Below are 21,051 nucleotides of genomic sequence, written 5' to 3'. Positions count from 1 at the left end.
ACTTGCCATAGACCTTTTCGGGTCTATGGCTTATTCTTTAGGCTCCGCGTGGACGGACAAGAAAATGTAAGCGTATAATGAAAAGACAACTGATAAGGAGGTGGAGACATGCTTAAATGGATCATTCAAATCGCGTTTATTCTGATTGGTGGTACACTCGGGTTATTTTTATTACCGCACTTATACGAAGCTATGAATTTATCCGACAACCCATGGATTGCCAATCCGTACGTATCCATTTTAGTAGGGGCCGTTTTACTTTATGTGGCCGCATTATTTATAACAGATTATCTGGTGACGTTTATTCGCTGGATGGAAGAGAGATTACTGAACACGCCTGTCTGGGACCTGGTATTTGGAACCATTGGATTGGTACTGGGGCTAGTTGTAGCATTTCTTCTTGGTAGTGCCATCAACACACTCGACTTGCCGGCAATCGGTTCAGTCGTACCGGTACTGCTCTCGCTTGTTCTTGGATACCTTGGATTCCAAGTGGGCTTTAAAAAACGAGAAGAGATGATGTCGATTTTTTCAGGTGTTCGTACTCCGGCAGCGAAAAAGAAAGCGGAAGAGGAACTAGCAGTTTCTGATACGCCGAATTACAAATTACTCGATACAAGTGTCATCATTGACGGGAGAATCGCAGACATCTCGGATACAGGCTTCTTAGAAGGGACGCTTGTTATTCCTCAGTTCGTTTTGACAGAGCTCCAGCATATTGCGGATTCTTCTGACACTCTGAAACGAACTCGTGGTAGACGGGGCCTAGATGTGTTGAAACGATTGCAGGCAGAACGTGCCACTCCTATTGAAATTGCAGATGACGATTTCGATGACACGCACGAAGTGGATCTGAAATTGATGAAGCTTGCTAAGAAGAAAAAAGGAGTCGTTATGACCAATGACTTCAACTTGAATAAAGTATGTGAACTTCACAATGTTCCCGTGCTCAATATCAACGATCTCGCAAATGCGGTGAAACCCGTCGTTATTCCGGGCGAAGTGATGCAAGTCGTCATCATCAAAGACGGAAAAGAGCAAAATCAAGGCGTTGCCTACCTCGATGATGGTACGATGATTGTTGTAGAAGGCGGAAAAGCGTATATCAACCAAGCCATCCAAGTGGAAGTGACAAGTGTGTTGCAAACTTCTGCTGGTCGGATGATCTTCGCCAAGCCACTTGAATCCAAATAGCCACAGAATCTCGGTTGCACGTCGGACCGAGATTCCGTTTGTTTACAACAGATAGAAAGGTGTTTACATATGAACTATACAGTGGTGCTTCCTGCTGCAGGAAGTGGGAAGCGAATGGGAGCTGAACACAACAAGCTGTTTTTAAAGCTAGAAGGGCAGCCCATCCTCGCGCACACGTTGCAAGTGTTTCAGCAAGATCCTTGGTGCGAAGCGATCGTTCTTGCTATTAAAGAAGAAGAACGGAACATCATTGAAGAGCTTGTCGAAACGTACAGGCTTACAAAGGTTACTCACCTCGTTCAAGGGGGAAGTGAACGCCAGCACAGTGTGTTTGAGGCGCTGAAGGCTGCCTATCCGTGCGAAATCGTATTGGTCCACGATGCAGCGAGACCGTTCATCTTGCAGTCGACGATTCACGCACTCGTTGAAAAAGCAGACACAGAAGGTGGTGCCATAGCGGCTGTAAAAGCAAAAGATACGATGAAGCGTGTACGGAACGGTCGTGTAGAAGAGACGATTGACCGAGAAACGTTGTGGTCGGTCCAAACACCACAGGCTTTCCGCTACCCACTTTTATTCGAAGCAGCGGAGCAAGCGCAAAAAGACGGGTTTTTAGGGACGGACGAAGCGATGCTTGCTGAACGCGCAGGTATCCCGGTTCATGTTGTTGAAAGCTCATATGACAATCAAAAAATGACGACACCAGACGATTTATTAATTGGAGAATTGATTTTGAAACGACGAAAGGAGAACAACTAATGCGTATTGGACAAGGATTTGATGTACATGCTTTTGAAGAAGGACGCCCATTGATCATCGGAGGAATCACGGTTCCTCATGAGCGCGGTCTAGTCGGCCACTCAGATGCCGATGTACTGCTTCACACGATAACGGATGCAGCTTTAGGTGCTGTCGGAGAAGGGGATATCGGACGCCACTTCCCAGATACTGACCCAGCATTTAAAGATGCGGATTCAGCAAAGCTATTGACGCACTGCTGGAACATCGTCAAAGAAAAAGGTTACGTGCTAGGAAACATTGACTGTACGATTATTGCACAGCGCCCGAAAATGGCGCCGCATATTCCTGCGATGCGCACACGGATTGCGGAGCTTCTGGAAGCGGACGAGTCGCAGATCAACGTCAAGGCGACGACAACGGAAAAGTTAGGCTTCCCAGGACGCGAAGAAGGAATCGCGGCTCTTGCAACGATTCTATTAGTACAAAAATAAACTTTCTCTATCGCCTATCCAGTGATAGAATGGTACAAGTGAATTTTAGAGGAGGAACACCCCATGACGAATGAAGTCCGCGTACGCTACGCACCGAGCCCGACTGGTCAACTCCATATCGGCGGTGCCCGCACAGCGCTTTTTAATTATTTATTTGCTCGCCACCACGGCGGGAAATTTATCGTCCGCATCGAGGATACGGATATCGAACGCAATATTGAAGGTGGCGAACTGTCGCAGCTTGAGAACCTTCGCTGGTTAGGGATCGACTACGATGAGTCCGTTGATATCGGTGGAGACTACGGCCCATATCGTCAAATGGAACGTTTAGATATCTACACAGAGCATGCAGAAAAAATGCTTGCAGAAGGACATGCTTACAAATGCTTCTGTACACCAGAACAATTAGAAGCAGAGCGTGAAGAGCAAAAGGCTTCTGGTATTGCTGCTCCGATGTACAGCGGAACTTGCCGCAACTTGAGCGCTGAAGAAGTCGCTGCAAAAGAAGCGGCTGGTGAAAAGTTCACGATTCGTATGCGTGTCCCTTCAGATGTAACGTACACGATCGAAGATATGGTTCGTGGAACAGTTACGTTTGAATCAAAAGACGTTGGCGACTGGGTGCTTGTGAAAGCAAACGGCATTCCTACTTACAACTATGCAGTTGTTCTTGATGATTACTTCATGAAGATCAGCCACGTGCTTCGTGGGGAAGAGCATCTTTCCAACACACCAAAGCAGATCATGGTCTTCCATGCATTTGGGTGGGAAGCACCGAAATACGGTCACATGACGTTGATCATCAACGAGAGCCGTAAAAAACTTTCAAAACGTGACGAGTCCATCATTCAGTTCATCACGCAATATAAAAACTTAGGCTATCTACCAGAAGCGATGTTCAATTTCTTCGCACTACTTGGCTGGTCTCCAGAAGGAGAAGAAGAAATTTTCTCTAAAGAGCAGTTGATCGAGTTGTTCGATGAAAAACGCTTATCGAAGTCACCATCTATGTTCGATACGAATAAACTAACATGGATGAACAACCAGTACATGAAGAAATTATCCGCTGAAGAAGTCGCTGCTATGGCGATCCCGCATCTTCAACAAGCAGGTAAGTTACCGGCTGAACTTACGGAAGAGCAAGCAACTTGGGCAAACCAACTTGTAGCGTTGTACCAAGAGCAAATGAGCTTTGGTGCGGAAATCGTAGAGCTGTCTGAACTATTCTTTGCAGATGAACTTCACTATGACGACGATGCAATGGCTGTTTTGAACGAAGAACAGGTACCAGCTGTTATGACAGCGTTCAAAGCACAGCTTGAAGCGATGGATACGTTAGAGGCAGATGCTATCAAAGCGGCTATCAAAGCCGTTCAAAAAGAGACTGGCGCGAAAGGGAAAGGCTTGTTCATGCCAATCCGTGTCGTTGCTACAGGCCAAACTCATGGCCCGGATCTCCCAAATGCTCTAGCTCTTCTAGGGAAAGACAAAGTACTGAGCCGCGTTGAAAAGTTCGCTAAACAATAAAGTTGACTTTCTTTTCAGTGTGAGTAAAATTAGAACCACATGAACGATACCAAAGCTTCGATGAGGAGAAGTAAAAGGCGTATGCTCCCGTAGAGAGGGTCACCACCGGCTGAAAGTGACCTGAGCCAATGCAACTTTGAAATGCACCTCTGAGCGCTGTGCTGAACTTGTAGTAGGCCAGACGATTCGCCCTCGTTACGGGTAGGAAAAGTGGGATTCTTTTTTGAAAAATTCCTCATCAGAGTGGAACCGTGCATATAGCGCCTCTGTCTAGTCGATCTGACTGGACGGGGCGCTTTTTTCGTGAGGGATAGTGGGTGTGGTTTGGTTTCCATAAAATCACTTGGGGCGTGAAATGAGCGTCTTGGGTCTCTAAATGGCTTTACTCAGGCGCCAAATCCCTGCTCTCGGTCCTTAAAACAAACTTGACGGTCGTCAAATTGAACGACCGTATCACAATCTATGTATACAAAAGGAGGAACCTGCATGTTCAAACGTATGAAAGAAGACATCGCGACCGTCTTCGAGCAAGATCCCGCGGCACGCAGTGTCTTGGAAGTCGTCTTGACCTATTCCGGACTGCATGCTGTCTGGGCGCACCGCATCGCACATGCACTATTTCGCAATAAATTATTTTTCTTGGCGCGCGTCGTCTCACAAGTGAGCCGTTTCTTCACAGGGATTGAAATCCATCCGGGGGCTAAAATCGGACGCCGTTTCTTCATCGACCACGGTATGGGTGTTGTCATTGGAGAGACCTGTATAATTGGGGACGACTGTATTATCTTCCAAGGTGTCACTTTAGGTGGGACTGGAAAAGAGAGAGGCAAACGCCATCCGACGCTTGGGAACAACGTGCTTGTTGCTACCGGAGCCAAAGTGCTAGGTTCCATAACACTAGGAGACAACAGCAAGGTTGGGGCAGGGTCAGTCGTGTTGAAAGATGTCCCGCCTAACGCTACAGTCGTCGGCATTCCAGGTAAAGTGGTTATTTTAGATGGAATCCGAGTGAAACAGAACTTGAATCATCAAAATTTACCTGATCCAGTAGATGAGCGTTGTCAGCAGATGGAAGATTGCATTGAAAAGCTGCAACGAGAATTGGACCGTTTAAGTACGCAATTGCGAGAGGAGAGAGGACAATGAGTATTCGTATTTTCAACACGTTGACTCGTGAAAAAGAGACATTCGTTCCGTTAGAAGAGGGTAAGGTCAAAATGTATGTATGCGGACCTACTGTATACAACTACATTCATATCGGAAATGCCCGTCCTGTCATCGTATACGATACAGTGCGCAACTATCTGACGTATCGCGGTTACGACGTTCATTTCGTCTCGAATTTCACAGACGTCGACGATAAGATCATCAAAGCAGCGAACGATCTTGGTGAAGAAGTCTCTGAGTTGACGGAGCGCTTCATAGAAGCCTACTTTGCAGACATCGAGGCACTCGGATGCCACCGTGCAGACGACCACCCTCGCGTTACGGATCATATGGATCAAATCATCGATTTCATTCAAGTACTCATCGATAAGGGCTATGCTTACGAGTCACAAGGAGACGTGTACTACCGCACTCGAAAGTTCGAAGGTTATGGCAAACTGTCTCATCAAGACATCAACGACTTGAAGAGTGGAGCACGCATTGAAGTCGGCGAGAAAAAAGAAGATGCGCTTGATTTTGCTTTATGGAAAGCGGCAAAACCGGGAGAGATTTCATGGGAAAGTCCTTGGGGAGCAGGGCGTCCAGGATGGCACATCGAATGTTCTGTTATGGCACGAGACATCTTAGGGGATACAATTGACATCCACGCGGGTGGACAAGACTTGACGTTCCCGCACCACGAGAACGAGATTGCTCAGTCAGAAGCGCACAATGACAAAGAGTTCGCGCGTTACTGGATGCACAACGGCTACATCAATATCGACAACGAGAAGATGTCGAAGTCACTAGGGAACTTCGTCCTTGTGAATGACATTCGCAAACATATCGACCCACAAGTATTACGTTTCTTCATGCTCAGCGTGCACTACCGCAATCCGATCAACTATTCAGGGGAGCTTGTAGAGCAAGCGGAGGCAGGGCTTGACCGCATTCGTACCTCTTACACGAATGTACTTCATCGTTTAGAACACTCAGCAGACCTTGGGGATCAAGACGACATGTGGACGTTCCAGTTAAACGAGCAGATCAAAGCGTTTGAAGATGCGATGGACGATGACTTCAATACTGCGAATGCTATCGCCGTGTTGTTCGAAATCGCAAAACAAGCAAACGTCTACTTGAAACAGAACCAGACGTCTGTTGCTGTATTGACTGCGTATGCATCGACACTTGAAAAGTTCATGCAAGTGCTCGGCTTGAAATTGTCTGCTGAAAAAGAACTGTTGGACGAAGAAATCGATGCACTAATCGAAGAACGCAATCAAGCACGTAAAGACCGCAACTTCGCACGCGCAGATGAAATTCGCGACCAGTTGAAAGAGCTCAACATTCTGCTTGAAGACACCGCACAGGGTGTCCGCTGGAAACGGGGCTGACCAGATGACTTTAACACCTGCTGATGTGAAACAGTTGAATGCTCTTGCGCTTGCGTATATGGGAGATGCCGTACTTGAACGCGCTGTCCGAGAACACCTTTTGGTGAACGGCATGATCCGTCCTAATGCGCTGCACCGAGAAGCGACGAATTACGTCTCCGCTAAAGCGCAGAGTCTGATCGTACACACCATGTTAGATAACGAATTTTTGACCGAAGAAGAAACGGCGACATACAGACGCGGTAGAAATGCCAAGTCCGGTACTGTCCCGAAAAATACCGATGTGCAGACGTACCGAGCGAGCACAGGCTTTGAAGCTGTGCTTGGTAGCCTTTATCTTCGCGGCGAACACGACCGAGTAGAAGAGTTGCTACGTTATGCCATCGAGTTGATCGATAGCCGAAAGGAGGCAACATTATGACAGAACATACAACACAAACCGGTGAAATTATTGCAGGGAAGAATCCTGTCCTTGAATCATTGAAAGCCGGCCGTGAGATGAATAAAATCTGGATTGGAGAAGGGACGCAAAAAGGGGGCGTTGCAGAAATCGTCAAATTGGCGAAAGAAGCAGGCGTCATCGTTCAGTTCGTTCCTAAGAAAAAGCTCGACCAGTTAACAGACTCCGTTCACCAAGGCGTCGTGGCATCTGTCGCTGCTTATAGCTACGCAGAGCTTGACGACATGTTTGCGCTTGCTGAAAAACAAGGGCAAGACCCCTTCATCTTAATCCTAGATGAACTTGAAGATCCGCATAATCTCGGTTCGATTTTACGTACAGCGGACGCATCAGGTGTTCATGGTATTATCATCCCTAAACGACGCGCTGTCGGTCTAACTGCAGTTGTAGCGAAAGCTTCAACAGGTGCTATCGAACACGTGCCGGTTCACCGTGCGACGAATCTGGCTCAAACGATTGATGAGTTAAAAAAACGTGGCGTATGGATTGCGGGAACAGACGCAAAAGGCTCTACAGACTACCGCCGTATGGATGCGACACTTCCGCTTGCTATCATCATCGGAGGAGAAGGTAAAGGAATGGGCCGCCTACTCAGAGACAAGTGTGATTTCTTATACCACTTGCCGATGATCGGTCACGTCACAAGCCTCAACGCTTCTGTAGCTGCTTCACTTTTGATGTATGAAGTGTACCGAAACCGTCATCCGCTAGGGTCCTGATATGAAGCAGATTCTTCTTGTTGACGGCTACAACATCATCGGGGCTTGGAAAGAGCTTCGCGTGCTGAAAGATACGAAGCTCCTTGATGCGCGCGACCGATTGATTGAGCATATGGCTGAATATCAGGCATTCATGGGGTGCGAGGTCATCATCGTTTTTGATGCGCACTTGGTGCCTGGCATCGAGGCGAAAGAACAGAAGTATAAGCTGCAAATCATTTATACACGTGAAAACGAGACCGCAGACGAGCGTATTGAAAAATTAGCTGCACAGCTGATCAACCGCCGGACAGAAGTTATCGTGGCCACGTCCGATTCCATCGAACAATGGGTCATCTTTGCGCAAGGCGCTCTTCGGAAATCTGCGCGAGAGTTAGAGATTGAGATGGAACTTGTCGAAAAACAAATCACTAAGGAAGTGCGGACGATTCAGTCCACAAATGCCCACACTAAGATTCCGCTGACGCAAGAAGTGGCAGAAATTTTTGAAAAATGGCGCAGAGGATTGAAATGATGCATTGAAGGCGCTTACCAACTTCTGTATACTAGAGGTAACAAGCGCATCCGAGGTGACTTCATGGATAAGACAGCACATGGGCATGCTCCCTTTTCACAGCAGTCGGATGAAGAGGTTTTAGAACTTATTCATGCCGGCAATACAGAAGCACTCGATTTTCTCATCACCAAATACAAGCCACTCGTCCGCATGAAAGGTAAGTCGTATTTCCTGATCGGTGCCGATCGGGAAGACGTCTTGCAAGAAGGCATGATTGGGCTTTATAAAGCCATTCGTGATTTTCGTGAGGAGAAGCTCACGTCCTTCCGAGCTTTTGCTGAGCTATGCATCACGCGTCAAATCATTACTGCTATCAAGACGGCTACGCGACAGAAGCATATTCCGCTGAACTCGTACGTCTCGCTCGATAAGCCGGTGTATTTTGACGAGGAGTCGGAACGGACGCTTCTTGATACGATTGCCAGTACGGTCATCGACAATCCCGAGCAGCTACTAATCAGCCAGGAGAGCTTTGATTTTATCGAAGAGAAGATGGGCGAGATGCTCAGTGATTTGGAGCAACAAGTGCTCATGCTATACATTGAAGGGCAGTCCTATCAGGAGATCTCAGAGCAGCTGAACCGTCATGTCAAGTCTATCGACAACGCTCTGCAAAGGGTCAAACGCAAATTGGAGCGCTATGCAGAAGTGAGTGTTATGAGCTGATTGGGGATTCATATCTGTTATTGACACAGGAAAAATCAGGTGTTACGCTTGTAAAAGACTCTACACGCCGAAAGGTGAATGGTATGTCTCAAAAAATCAGTTTAAGTTGTACACAGTGTGGCAGCCGTAACTATATCGTTCCTGCCAAAACGACATCAACGCGTATTGAACGCAAGAAATTTTGTGCGCATTGCAATGCACATACACTTCATAAGCAAACACTGTAAACATACATCGTAAGATCCCACGCATGGAGGTTTTAGCTCGAATGGCTAATGTAGGTAATTTCTTTAAAAACGTCGTTTCTGAGATGCGTAAGGTCAGCTGGCCGCGCCGTAAGGAACTTACACGTTACACGATCATTGTACTGTCCACGGTTGTAGTTGTTGCATTATTCTTTGCTCTAGTTGATTTAGGAATTACAGAACTGTTCCGTTGGTATCTTGATCTGTAAGCAGCAACAGTTTGATATGTGAACGAATAGCCCGTACTTGAAACGGGTTTTTTCATTTGGAGAGAAAAAAAGGAGGATTCCACACCGATGGAGAAGAATTGGTATGTTGTCCACACGTATTCTGGGTATGAAAACAAAGTAAAAGCAAACCTTGAAAAGCGCGTTGAGACGATGGGAATGCAGGACAAGATTTTCCGCGTCATCATTCCAGAAGAGCAAGAGACAGATTATAAAGATGGTAAAAAGCGCACAGTGATGCGTAAAACGTTCCCAGGGTACGTTTTGGTCGAATTGATCATGACAGATGACGCTTGGTACGTCGTACGTAATACACCAGGTGTAACAGGATTTATCGGGTCATCAGGTGGCGGTACAAAACCGACTCCACTTCTTCCTGAAGAAGTTGACTTCATCTTGAAGCAAATGGGCATGTCCGAGCGTAAAGTGGAGATGGACTTTGAAATTGGCGAATTGGTTGAAGTACTTGAAGGACCATTTGCGCACTTCCAAGGAAAAGTTGAAGCGATCGACGGCTCTAAGGGCAAAATCACAGTTTCTGTCGACATGTTCGGCCGTGAAACAAACATGGAACTTGACTATGAGCAAGTTCAGAAAATATAATTTCCATTTCGCACTTGCGAAACCTTGGAAATTATAGTATCATTTCAAAGGTCAGGCTGAAAAAGTCTGCCTAACAAATTTTATTACTGTAAGCAGCGTAACGCTGAGAGACAGATATTGAGTGGGAGGGGCAACCCTATTACCACATCACGGACTTAAGGAGGTGTGTCTCGTGGCTAAAAAAGTGATTAAAGTTGTTAAACTACAAATCCCTGCAGGTAAAGCTAACCCAGCTCCACCAGTTGGACCAGCACTAGGTCAAGCAGGTGTGAACATCATGGGATTCTGTAAGGAGTTCAACGCACGTACTGCTGATCAAGCAGGACTAATCATTCCGGTTGAAATTTCTGTATTTGAAGACCGTTCATTTACATTCATTACAAAAACTCCACCGGCAGCAGTTCTACTTAAAGTAGCAGCTGGTATTCAATCTGGATCAGGTGAACCAAACCGCGTAAAAGTGGCAGTGGTGAAACGTGATAAAGTTCGCGAAATCGCAGAACAAAAAATGCCAGATTTAAATGCAGCATCTGTTGAAGCAGCTATGTTGATGGTTGAAGGTACTGCACGTAGCATGGGTATTACGATCGAAGACTAATACTGTGCTCACGTTTTTATGACGCGTTTGTTTTTGGGGGTTGTAGTTGTTCATATAATGAATAGCTACAGCCCTTAATTGTGGGAGGTTTATTCCGCTAAGACCACTATAAGGAGGACATTTTAAAATGGCTAAACAAGGTAAAAAACTACAAGATGCGGCGAAATTAGTCGACCGTACGAAATTATATTCTGTTGACGAGGCAATCGCACTTGCTAAAGAAACTAGCACTGTGAACTTCGATGCAACAGTTGAAGTGGCATTCCGCCTTGGAATCGACACTCGTAAAAACGACCAGCAAATCCGTGGAGCGGTAGTGCTTCCAAACGGAACTGGTAAAACTCAGCGCGTACTTGTATTCGCTAAAGGTGACAAAGCTAAAGAAGCAGAAGCTGCTGGCGCTGACTTCGTAGGCGATGCTGATTACATCAACAAAATCCAACAAGGTTGGTTCGACTTCGACGTGATCGTAGCGACTCCAGACATGATGGGTGAAGTTGGTAAAATCGGTCGTGTATTAGGACCTAAAGGCTTAATGCCAAACCCGAAAACAGGTACAGTTACATTTGATGTAACAAAAGCTGTTAACGAAATCAAAGCAGGTAAAGTTGAATACCGCGCTGATAAAGCTGGAATCATCCACGCTCCAATCGGTAAAGCTTCTTTCGACAACGAAAAGCTAGTAGAAAACTTCAAAACTGTATTTGAAACAATTCAAAAAGCTAAGCCATCAGCGGCTAAAGGTGTTTACATGAAGTCTGTAGTTGTAACAACAACTATGGGTCCTGCTGTAAAAATCGACGCTGCAGCTGCAGCGAAATAATTGTTGACAACTCCAAGAGACATCTGTTAAGATGTCTCTTGTTGTAACTTAATCATTTGTACCGAAGACAGCAGGTGCGTGTCATGCGCTTAATGTTCCTGCCGAGGACAAGCAAAATTCAGATTCTTTTTGATGATGACTTTTCCTGCCTTCGTGTCTTTCGAGATCCGGAGGCTTTTCTTTTGTCGGTATAAATGGCAATTCTAATAGGAGGTGCCACTATGAGCAAAGCAATCGAAACAAAACAAGTGCAAGTGAAAGAAATCGCTGAGAAATTCCAAGCTGCTGCTTCTGTTGTAGTTGTTGATTACCGTGGTTTAAACGTTGCGCAAGTAACAGAACTTCGTAAACAACTTCGTGAAGCTGGTGTGGAGTTCAAAGTATTCAAGAACTCACTTACTCGTCGTGCGACTGAGTCTGTTGGCTTTGAAGCATTAAACGAGCACTTAACAGGTCCAAACGCTGTTGCATTTTCTAACGAAGATGTAGTAGCTCCAGCGAAAATCATCAACGATTTCGCAAAAACGAACGAAGCGCTTGAAATCAAAGCGGGAATCATCGAAGGTACGGTTGCATCTGCAGCAGACGTTAAAGCTCTTGCAGAACTTCCATCACGCGAAGGCCTACTTTCTATGCTACTTTCTGTACTTCAAGCTCCAATGCGCAACTTCGCGCTTGCAACAAAAGCTGTTGCAGAACAAAAAGAAGAGCAAGGCGCTTAATAGCAGCCTCGTAGCTTCATAAACTTACATCCAAATAGGAGGAAATTAAAATGAAAAACGAGCAAATCTTAGAAGCAATCAAAGAAATGACAGTTCTTGAACTTAACGACCTAGTAAAAGCAATCGAAGAAGAATTTGGTGTAACTGCTGCAGCTCCTGTAGCTATGGCTGGTGGCGCTGGTGCAGCTGCTGCTGAAGAGCAAACTGAATTTGACGTAATCCTAGCTTCTGCTGGCGATCAAAAAATCAAAGTAATCAAAGTGGTACGTGAAATCACTGGTCTTGGCTTGAAAGAAGCTAAAGAAGTAGTAGACAACGCACCAAAAGCACTTAAAGAAGGCGTATCTAAAGAAGATGCTGAAGCAATCAAGGCTCAACTTGAAGAAGTAGGCGCTAACGTAGAAGTTAAGTAATTTCTTACTTCTTACATTGAAAAGCCCGTCATATTGGTGACGGGCTTTTCTTCTTTTTACGTTTTGGGAAGGAGGAACTATCATGAGCAACCACTATTATTCGAATCGCCCAGATGTAGAAAGCAAGCCGTCCAGCATTTCGCATACCGGTCGTGGTCATCAGTTCACATTGGAGACGGACAGGGGAGTTTTCAGCAAGAGTGGAGTAGATTTTGGCTCCCGTGTGCTCATGGAAGCATTTCAAGCGCCTCAGATAGAAGGGGATTTCGCTGATGTTGGATGTGGCTATGGTCCGATCGGACTGACGCTCGCCAAAGATTTTCCAAATCGCATAGTCCACATGGTGGACGTCAATGAGAGAGCAGTCGAGCTTGCCGGGAAAAATGCAAGTCGCAACGGGATTCAAAATGTGCGAATTGCCGTGAGTGATGGAATGGAACGTGTGCCAGATCAACTGGCTGCGGTCATCACCAATCCTCCGATTCGTGCGGGGAAAGAAACCATCTTTCGCTTCTACCAACAAGCGTATGATCGCTTGGTTTCAGGCGGAGAATTGTGGGTCGTCATCCAGAAGAAACAAGGGGCGCCGTCTACAAAAGACTTTCTTGAGGAACTATTCAATGAAGTAGAAGTCGTAGAAAAAGTCAAGGGATATTGGATTTTAAACGCCAAGAAATATTGACTTGACAAAATGGCTATGATATTATAATAAAATGCAAAAATATTATTTTGTAGGAGTATGCCCATTTTTAAAGCGTGCTTCATCAATTTGTTTATGTAATCGAAAATGAGCTCTAACTTAGAACTCGTTTTCTTTTTGTCTTTATCGCTGCACTGCAGCATAGAAAGAAAATTGTTTCTTGAGGGGTGAATAAGTTGACAGGTCAACTAGTTCAGTACGGACAACACCGCCAGCGCAGAAGTTTTGCGCGTATCAGTGAGGTGCTCGATCTTCCGAATCTGATTGAGATTCAGACGGCATCTTATGAGTGGTTTTTAGAAGAAGGATTGCGTGAAATGTTTAAAGACATCTCGCCAATCGAAGATTTTACAGGGAATCTTTCTCTGGAATTCGTCGACTACAAGCTGGGCGAACCTAAATACTCAGTAGACGAATCAAAAGAACGTGATGCTACGTATGCAGCACCACTTCGTGTGAAAGTTCGTCTTCACAATAAAGAGACAGACGAAGTAAAAGAGCAAGACGTATTTATGGGTGACTTCCCACTTATGACAGAGACAGGCACATTCATCATCAATGGTGCTGAGCGTGTTATCGTTTCTCAGTTAGTTCGTTCCCCTAGTGTATATTTCCATGACAAAACAGATAAAAACGGTAAAAAAGGCTTCGGCGCTACAGTGATTCCAAACCGTGGTGCGTGGCTTGAGTATGAAATTGATGCAAAAGACGTTGTCTACGTCCGTATCGACCGTACTCGTAAATTACCGGTTACTGTGTTATTGCGTGCTCTAGGTTTCGGGACTGACCAAGAAATCATTGATCTTCTTGGAGACAACGAATACCTTCGCAATACATTAGAAAAAGACAACACAGAAACTACAGAAAAAGCACTTCTTGAAATCTACGAGCGTCTTCGTCCAGGCGAGCCGCCAACAGTAGAAAGCGCGAAGAGCCTGCTTTACTCTCGTTTCTTCGATTCGAAGCGTTATGATTTAGCGAATGTAGGTCGCTACAAAATGAATAAAAAGCTTCACATCAAAAACCGCCTGTTCAACCAAACGATCGCTGAGACATTAGTAGATCCAGAAACAGGAGAAATCCTAGTTGAAGAAGGTACAATGATTGACCGTCGTGTGTTAGACCGTCTGATTCCAAACCTTGAAAACGGCATTGGTTTCAAAACACTTTCACAAGTGGGTGGCGTTCTAGAAGACGACATCACGATCCAAGCAATCAAAATCTACGCGCCAAACGATGAGAACCAAAAAGAAATTACGGTTATCAGCAATGCGTACGTAGAAGAAGAAATCAAAAATATCACACCAGCGGATATCATTTCTTCTATCTCATACTTCTTTAACCTACTATTCAATGTTGGAAACACAGATGACATTGATCACCTAGGAAATCGTCGTCTGCGTTCAGTCGGAGAGCTTCTTCAGAATCAGTTCCGTATCGGTCTTTCTCGTATGGAGCGTGTTGTACGTGAGCGTATGTCTATCAATGACACACAATCTATCGTACCGCAACAGCTGATCAACATCCGTCCTGTTATCGCGTCGATTAAAGAGTTCTTCGGTAGTTCTCAGTTATCTCAGTTCATGGATCAGACCAACCCACTTGCAGAACTTACGCACAAGCGTCGTCTGTCTGCACTTGGACCAGGTGGTTTGACACGTGAACGCGCCGGCTTTGAAGTACGTGATGTTCACTATTCTCACTATGGTCGTATGTGTCCGATTGAAACGCCAGAGGGTCCAAACATTGGTTTGATCAACTCCCTATCGAGCTTCGCGAAAGTGAACAAGTTCGGTTTCATCGAAACTCCATACCGTCGCGTTGATCCAGAAACTGGTCAAGTGACAAGCCGTATTGATTATTTAACAGCTGACGAAGAAGACCACTATGTAGTAGCACAAGCAAACTCGATTCTAACTGAAGACGGTAGCTTTGCTAACGAAGAAGTCGTAGGTCGTTTCCGTGGAGACAACACGGTATTCCGCCGCGAACAAATCGACTACATGGACGTATCACCGAAACAAGTTGTTTCGGCTGCGACAGCTTGTATCCCGTTCTTAGAGAATGATGACTCCAACCGTGCCCTAATGGGAGCGAACATGCAACGTCAAGCCGTGCCTCTATTAAACCCAGAAGCACCGTTTGTCGGAACAGGTATGGAGCACGTCAATGCTCGGGATTCAGGTGCTGCTGTAGTAGCGAAGTATCACGGAATCGTAGAACATGTAGAAGCAAAAGAAATTCGCGTTCGCCGCATCGAGGAAGTCGATGGCAAAGAAGTAAAAGGCGACTTAACTACGTATAAATTACAAAAATTCATCCGCTCGAACCAAGGGACAAGTTACAACCAGCGCCCGATCGTTAGTGTTGGTGATGTTGTAAAACCAAAAGACATTCTTGCAGACGGTCCATCTATGGAAGCTGGAGAACTTGCGCTAGGTCGTAACGTTCTTGTTGCCTTCATGACATGGGATGGTTACAACTATGAGGATGCTGTCATCATGAGTGAGCGTCTTGTAAAAGATGACGTTTACACATCTGTCCATATTGAAGAGTATGAGTCAGAATCTCGTGATACAAAGCTTGGGCCAGAGGAAATCACTCGTGATATTCCAAACGTCGGAGAAGAAGCACTTCGTAACTTAGACGATCGCGGAATTATCCGTATCGGTGCTGAAGTACGCGATGGCGACATCTTAGTTGGTAAAGTAACACCTAAAGGGGTTACAGAATTGACTGCAGAAGAGCGTCTATTACACGCAATCTTCGGTGAAAAAGCACGTGAAGTACGTGATACATCTCTACGTGTACCACACGGTGCTGGCGGGATCATCCTGGACGTGAAAGTATTCAACCGTGAAGATGGCGATGAGCTTCCACCAGGTGTGAACCAATTGGTTCGTGCGTACATCGTACAAAAACGTAAAATCTCTGTCGGAGATAAGATGGCGGGTCGTCACGGAAATAAAGGGGTTATCTCTCGCATCTTGCCAGAGGAAGATATGCCTTTCCTTCCAGACGGAACTCCAGTAGATATCATGTTGAATCCACTTGGGGTACCATCTCGTATGAACATCGGTCAGGTACTTGAGCTTCACTTAGGTATGGCTGCTCGTACTCTTGGCGTTCATATGGCATCTCCAGTATTTGATGGAGCGAATGAAGAAGACGTGTGGGAGACAATGGAAGAAGCCGGAATGAACCGTGACGGGAAAACCGTTCTTTATGATGGTCGTTCTGGAGAACCATTTGATAACCGCGTGTCTGTCGGAATCATGTACATGATCAAACTTGCGCACATGGTTGACGATAAACTTCACGCTCGTTCTACAGGTCCTTACTCACTTGTTACGCAACAACCGCTGGGTGGTAAAGCTCAGTTTGGTGGACAGCGTTTCGGGGAGATGGAGGTTTGGGCACTTGAGGCTTATGGTGCTGCTTACACACTTCAAGAAATCTTGACAGTAAAATCCGATGACGTGGTAGGTCGTGTGAAAACATACGAAGCCATCGTTAAAGGCGAAAGCGTTCCAGAACCAGGTGTTCCTGAATCATTCAAAGTATTGATCAAAGAACTTCAGTCATTAGGTATGGATGTGAAGATGATGACGATTGATGATGAGGAAGTCGAGCTTCGCGATCTTGAAGAAGACGAAGACCTGCCATCAGCAGAATCACTTGGCATCTTGCCACCAGCAGTAGAAGAGACTGCTGGAACAGTTGAATAAGAACTAATTTATTGCGGGAGGGTTCTCCTTCCCGCCTATCTTAAAGCAGAGCTGCTTGAAGTCTTTTAAAGACAACACTAGAGGGAGGTAGGCTCCTTGATAGACGTTAATAACTTCGAATATATGAAAATTGGATTAGCTTCACCAGACAAGATTCGTTCATGGTCTTATGGAGAAGTTAAAAAACCAGAAACAATCAACTACCGTACACTAAAACCTGAGAAAGACGGGTTATTCTGTGAACGTATCTTCGGTCCTACAAAGGACTGGGAGTGTCACTGTGGGAAATACAAACGCGTCCGTTATAAAGGCGTCGTCTGTGACCGCTGTGGCGTAGAAGTCACACGTGCAAAAGTACGTCGTGAGCGCATGGGTCACATCGAGCTTGCTGCTCCTGTTTCTCATATTTGGTACTTCAAAGGTATTCCAAGCCGTATGGGCTTGATCCTAGACATGTCTCCACGTTCATTAGAAGAAGTCATTTACTTCGCTTCTTACGTGGTAGTCGATCCAGCGGATACACCTCTAGAGAAGAAACAACTTCTTTCTGAGAAAGAATACCGTGCATACCGTGATAAATTCGGTACAAAATTCCAAGCAGCGATGGGTGCAGAGGCTATCAAACGCCTTCTTGAAGAAATCGACTTGGAAAAAGAAACCGATACATTAAAAGAAGAATTGAAAACTGCACAAGGTCAACGTCGTACGCGTGCGATTAAACGCCTTGAAGTAGTAGAGTCATTCCGTAACTCTGGGAACAAACCAGACTGGATGATCCTTGATGTTCTTCCTGTTATACCACCGGAACTACGTCCGATGGTACAGCTAGACGGCGGACGTTTTGCGACGTCTGACTTGAATGACCTGTACCGCCGCGTAATCAACCGGAACAACCGTCTCAAACGCCTTCTTGACCTTGGTGCTCCAAGCATCATCGTCCAAAATGAAAAGCGTATGCTTCAAGAAGCTGTAGATGCATTAATTGATAATGGTCGTCGTGGCCGTCCAGTTACTGGACCAGGTAACCGTCCATTGAAATCGTTGTCTCACATGCTAAAAGGGAAGCAAGGACGTTTCCGTCAAAACTTACTGGGTAAACGTGTTGACTATTCAGGTCGTTCGGTTATCGTTGTAGGTCCTAACTTGAAAATGTACCAGTGTGGTCTGCCAAAAGAAATGGCGATCGAGCTATTCAAGCCGTTCGTTATGAAAGAATTGGTAGAGCGCGGTCTGGCTCACAATATTAAATCTGCTAAACGTAAAATTGAGCGTTTGCACTCTGAAGTATGGGATGTACTAGAAGACGTGATTCGTGAGCACCCAGTTCTTCTTAACCGTGCACCTACGCTTCACCGTTTAGGAATCCAGGCATTCGAGCCGACACTTGTTGAAGGCCGTGCCATCCGTCTACACCCACTCGTATGTACAGCGTATAACGCCGACTTCGACGGTGACCAAATGGCGGTTCACGTTCCATTATCTGCAGAAGCACAAGCAGAAGCTCGTCTTCTAATGCTTGCTGCACAAAACATCTTGAACCCGAAAGATGGAAAACCAGTTGTTACACCATCTCAGGATATGGTATTAGGAAACTACTACTTAACTCTTGAGCGTGAAGGTGCAACTGGTGAAGGCTCTATCTTCTACGGTCCAGATGAAGTATTACTTGCGTACACGAACGGACACGTGCATTTGCACTCTCGTATCGCAATCGCAGCATCTTCTTTGAACAACCAAACGTTCACAGAAGAGCAAAACAAAATGTTGTTATTAACGACAGTTGGTAAAGTGATCTTCAACGAGATCCTTCCTAAGGAATTCCCGTATATCAACGAACCAACTGATTTCAACCTACAAGTAGAAACACCGGAGAAATACTTCGTTCCAACAAACACAGATGTGAAAAAACATTTTGAGGGAGTTGAGCTGGTATCTCCATTCAAGAAGAAAATTCTTGGAAACATCATCGCAGAGGTATTCAAGCAGTTCCACATCACAGAAACATCTAAAATGTTGGACCGCATGAAGGCTCTTGGATTCAAGCACTCAACTCGTGCCGGTATCACAATCGGTATCTCGGATATCGTGGTACTTCCGGACAAAGGAGAAATCCTTGAGGAAGCACAAGGCAAAGTGGACAAAGTAACGAAGCAGTTCCGTCGTGGTCTTATCACGGAGGACGAGCGTTATGCAAGTGTCATCAGCCAGTGGAGTAAAGCAAAAGAAGTCATCCAAGAAAAACTGATGCAATCTCTAGACAAATTGAACCCAATCTTCATGATGCAAGACTCTGGAGCACGTGGTAACGCGTCTAACTTCACACAGCTTGCAGGTATGCGTGGTCTAATGGCCAACCCGGCTGGTCGTATCATTGAGTTACCGATCAAATCTTCATTCCGTGAAGGTCTGACAGTACTTGAATACTTCATCTCAACTCACGGTGCTCGTAAAGGTCTTGCCGATACAGCCCTGAAAACAGCTGACTCTGGTTACCTAACTCGTCGACTTGTTGACGTAGCACAAGATGTCATCGTTCGCGAAGACGATTGTGGTACAGACCGCGGTCTTGAAATTGGGTCACTTATGGAAGGTTCAGAGGTCATCGAGGACTTCAGCGAACGTATCGTTGGTCGTCACACGAAGAAAACAGTTTACCACCCAGAAACTGGTGCTGTGATCCTAGAAAAAGACGGCTTGATTACAACGGATATTGCTCGTGAGATTCTAGACGCTGGACTTGATAAATTAACAATCCGTTCTGCATTCACTTGTAACACGAAACACGGTGTATGTAAGAAGTGTTACGGTCTAAACCTTGCAACAGGCGACACAGTAGAAGTGGGAGAAGCAGTTGGTATCATCGCTGCCCAGTCTATCGGAGAGCCAGGTACACAGTTAACAATGCGTACATTCCACACAGGTGGGGTTGCCGGAGACGATATCACTCAAGGTCTTCCACGTATCCAAGAAATCTTTGAAGCTCGTAATCCGAAAGGACAAGCGGTCATCTCAGAAGTCAACGGTACAATTGCGAAGGTCGATGAGATTCGTGAAGGCCAAAAAGAAATTACAGTCCAAGGTGACGTGGAGACACGTAAATACTTGGCACCATACAATGCCCGTCTGAAAGTCGCTGAAGGCGATACAGTAGAACGTGGACAAGTTATGACAGAAGGTTCTATTGATCCGAAAGAGTTACTTCGTGTCAAAGACGTAAACACAGTTCAACTGTACTTGCTGAAAGAAGTTCAGAAAGTATACCGTATGCAAGGGGTAGAAATCGGAGACAAACACATCGAGGTTATGGTTCGCCAGATGCTTCGTAAAGTGCGTGTCATCGAGGCAGGCGAAACGGAACTTCTTCCAGGATCACTTCTGGATGTTCACCAATTCGCTGAAGCTAACCGTGATGCAGTTCTTGAAGGAAAACTTCCGGCAACTTGCCGTCCAGTTATCCTAGGGATCACAAAAGCATCTCTTGAAACAGAATCCTTCTTATCTGCTGCATCGTTCCAGGAGACAACTCGTGTTCTTACAGATGCTGCGATCAAAGGAAAACGTGATGAGTTGCTTGGTCTTAAAGAGAACGTTATTATCGGGAAGCTTGTCCCAGCAGGTACTGGTATGCAACGCTACCGTCAATTGCGCTTAGCAAAAGACGAGCTTGAAGAAGATTTAGAAACGATCGGTGCTGAATAAGCACTAGTCGATGAATCGCGGGCTCCTTCCAAACTGGAGAGAGCCCGTGATATTTTTATGGATTCGTGTTGACATGAATCTGTAGAGATGATAATATGTTTAAGGTTGATAGTTCCATGACTTGACCGCTTTGGAGGATATGCAAATGTCTTATGAAAAAGTGAAGCAAGCACAGAAAACGATCATCGGTACAAAGCAAGCAGTAAAAGCTGCGCGAAAAGGACACTTGTCCGAAATTATTGTAGCGATGGATGCCGATCACCATGTGATTGCACCGGTTCTAGAAGTTGCACAACAGTTCAATATTCCAGTAACTCACGTTCCATCAAAACAACAGCTTGGTAAAGTGGCTGGCCTTCGGGTTCACGCTTCTGTCGTAGCAATTGCTGACTAACG

21 protein-coding genes and 1 other annotated feature are annotated in these 21,051 nt (G+C 45.6%); all 21 genes read left to right on the top strand.

What is annotated here, in order from left to right; translation table 11 throughout:
* The first annotated feature begins 108 nt into the window (after nt 1-108).
* Nucleotides 109-1,194 (top strand): PIN/TRAM domain-containing protein, encoded by a 1,086-nt coding sequence (locus CF394_RS05530; RefSeq protein WP_094942238.1) that lies wholly within the window; start codon nt 109-111, stop codon nt 1,192-1,194.
* A gap of 69 nt (nt 1,195-1,263) precedes the next feature.
* Nucleotides 1,264-1,953: a 2-C-methyl-D-erythritol 4-phosphate cytidylyltransferase gene (gene ispD / locus CF394_RS05525; protein WP_094942237.1), complete on the top strand. Its 690-nt coding sequence runs from the start codon at nt 1,264-1,266 to the stop codon at nt 1,951-1,953.
* Nucleotides 1,953-2,426, top strand: coding sequence for a 2-C-methyl-D-erythritol 2,4-cyclodiphosphate synthase (gene ispF / locus CF394_RS05520; protein WP_094942236.1), 474 nt, complete (start codon nt 1,953-1,955; stop codon nt 2,424-2,426). Before ispD ends, ispF begins: the two co-directional genes overlap by 1 nt.
* Before the next feature lie 63 nt (nt 2,427-2,489).
* Entirely contained in the window at nt 2,490-3,953 is a 1,464-nt protein-coding gene (gene gltX / locus CF394_RS05515) for a glutamate--tRNA ligase (protein WP_094942235.1), read from the top strand.
* Between the two features lie 486 nt (nt 3,954-4,439).
* The gene (gene cysE / locus CF394_RS05510; RefSeq protein WP_094942234.1) at nt 4,440-5,099 is read left to right on the top strand and encodes a serine O-acetyltransferase; all 660 of its coding nucleotides are present in this window, start codon (nt 4,440-4,442) and stop codon (nt 5,097-5,099) included.
* The gene (cysS, locus tag CF394_RS05505; RefSeq protein ID WP_094942233.1) at nt 5,096-6,496 is read left to right on the top strand and encodes a cysteine--tRNA ligase; all 1,401 of its coding nucleotides are present in this window, start codon (nt 5,096-5,098) and stop codon (nt 6,494-6,496) included. Before cysE ends, cysS begins: the two co-directional genes overlap by 4 nt.
* Before the next feature lie 4 nt (nt 6,497-6,500).
* Complete coding sequence (locus CF394_RS05500; RefSeq protein ID WP_094942232.1) at nt 6,501-6,917, top strand: Mini-ribonuclease 3; 417 nt, start codon at nt 6,501-6,503, stop codon at nt 6,915-6,917.
* A complete protein-coding gene (rlmB, locus tag CF394_RS05495) occupies nt 6,914-7,675 on the top strand; it encodes a 23S rRNA (guanosine(2251)-2'-O)-methyltransferase RlmB (RefSeq protein WP_094942231.1) in 762 nt (253 codons plus the stop codon). Before CF394_RS05500 ends, rlmB begins: the two co-directional genes overlap by 4 nt.
* 1 nt (nt 7,676) lies before the next feature.
* Nucleotides 7,677-8,189, top strand: a complete 513-nt coding sequence (locus CF394_RS05490; RefSeq protein ID WP_094942230.1) for an NYN domain-containing protein — start codon at nt 7,677-7,679, stop codon at nt 8,187-8,189.
* Nucleotides 8,190-8,252: 63 nt separating this feature from the next.
* Nucleotides 8,253-8,897 carry an RNA polymerase sporulation sigma factor SigH gene (gene sigH / locus CF394_RS05485; RefSeq protein ID WP_094942229.1) on the top strand — a complete coding sequence of 215 codons (645 nt, stop codon included), beginning with the start codon at nt 8,253-8,255 and terminating at the stop codon, nt 8,895-8,897.
* A gap of 83 nt (nt 8,898-8,980) precedes the next feature.
* On the top strand, nt 8,981-9,124 hold the full coding sequence (rpmG, locus tag CF394_RS05480; RefSeq protein ID WP_094942228.1) for a 50S ribosomal protein L33: 144 nt from the start codon (nt 8,981-8,983) through the stop codon (nt 9,122-9,124).
* Between the two features lie 41 nt (nt 9,125-9,165).
* Complete coding sequence (secE, locus tag CF394_RS05475; RefSeq protein WP_094942227.1) at nt 9,166-9,351, top strand: preprotein translocase subunit SecE; 186 nt, start codon at nt 9,166-9,168, stop codon at nt 9,349-9,351.
* Nucleotides 9,352-9,438: 87 nt separating this feature from the next.
* Nucleotides 9,439-9,972 (top strand): transcription termination/antitermination protein NusG, encoded by a 534-nt coding sequence (gene nusG / locus CF394_RS05470; protein WP_094942226.1) that lies wholly within the window; start codon nt 9,439-9,441, stop codon nt 9,970-9,972.
* A 172-nt stretch (nt 9,973-10,144) separates the two neighbouring features.
* Nucleotides 10,145-10,570: a 50S ribosomal protein L11 gene (gene rplK, locus CF394_RS05465; RefSeq protein ID WP_165767464.1), complete on the top strand. Its 426-nt coding sequence runs from the start codon at nt 10,145-10,147 to the stop codon at nt 10,568-10,570.
* A 127-nt stretch (nt 10,571-10,697) separates the two neighbouring features.
* Nucleotides 10,698-11,393 (top strand): 50S ribosomal protein L1, encoded by a 696-nt coding sequence (gene rplA, locus CF394_RS05460; protein WP_094942224.1) that lies wholly within the window; start codon nt 10,698-10,700, stop codon nt 11,391-11,393.
* A gap of 43 nt (nt 11,394-11,436) precedes the next feature.
* Nucleotides 11,437-11,583, top strand: a sequence feature (ribosomal protein L10 leader region).
* Between the two features lie 31 nt (nt 11,584-11,614).
* Entirely contained in the window at nt 11,615-12,115 is a 501-nt protein-coding gene (rplJ, locus tag CF394_RS05455) for a 50S ribosomal protein L10 (RefSeq protein ID WP_094942223.1), read from the top strand.
* A 50-nt stretch (nt 12,116-12,165) separates the two neighbouring features.
* Complete coding sequence (rplL, locus tag CF394_RS05450) at nt 12,166-12,528, top strand: 50S ribosomal protein L7/L12 (protein ID WP_094942222.1); 363 nt, start codon at nt 12,166-12,168, stop codon at nt 12,526-12,528.
* An 82-nt stretch (nt 12,529-12,610) separates the two neighbouring features.
* A complete protein-coding gene (locus CF394_RS05445; protein WP_094942221.1) occupies nt 12,611-13,210 on the top strand; it encodes a class I SAM-dependent methyltransferase in 600 nt (199 codons plus the stop codon).
* 194 nt (nt 13,211-13,404) lie between these two features.
* On the top strand, nt 13,405-16,956 hold the full coding sequence (gene rpoB, locus CF394_RS05440; RefSeq protein ID WP_094942220.1) for a DNA-directed RNA polymerase subunit beta: 3,552 nt from the start codon (nt 13,405-13,407) through the stop codon (nt 16,954-16,956).
* A gap of 123 nt (nt 16,957-17,079) precedes the next feature.
* Nucleotides 17,080-20,655, top strand: coding sequence for a DNA-directed RNA polymerase subunit beta' (gene rpoC, locus CF394_RS05435; RefSeq protein WP_439332860.1), 3,576 nt, complete (start codon nt 17,080-17,082; stop codon nt 20,653-20,655).
* Between the two features lie 145 nt (nt 20,656-20,800).
* Entirely contained in the window at nt 20,801-21,049 is a 249-nt protein-coding gene (locus CF394_RS05430) for a ribosomal L7Ae/L30e/S12e/Gadd45 family protein (RefSeq protein WP_094942218.1), read from the top strand.
* Nucleotides 21,050-21,051: the final 2 nt, after the last annotated feature.

This window comes from Tetzosporium hominis (assembly GCF_002265435.1).
Lineage (GTDB): Bacteria > Bacillota > Bacilli > Bacillales_A > Planococcaceae > Chryseomicrobium > Chryseomicrobium hominis.
Note: the sequence above shows the minus strand (reverse complement) of the source record. Positions and strands in the feature narration are given on the sequence as shown.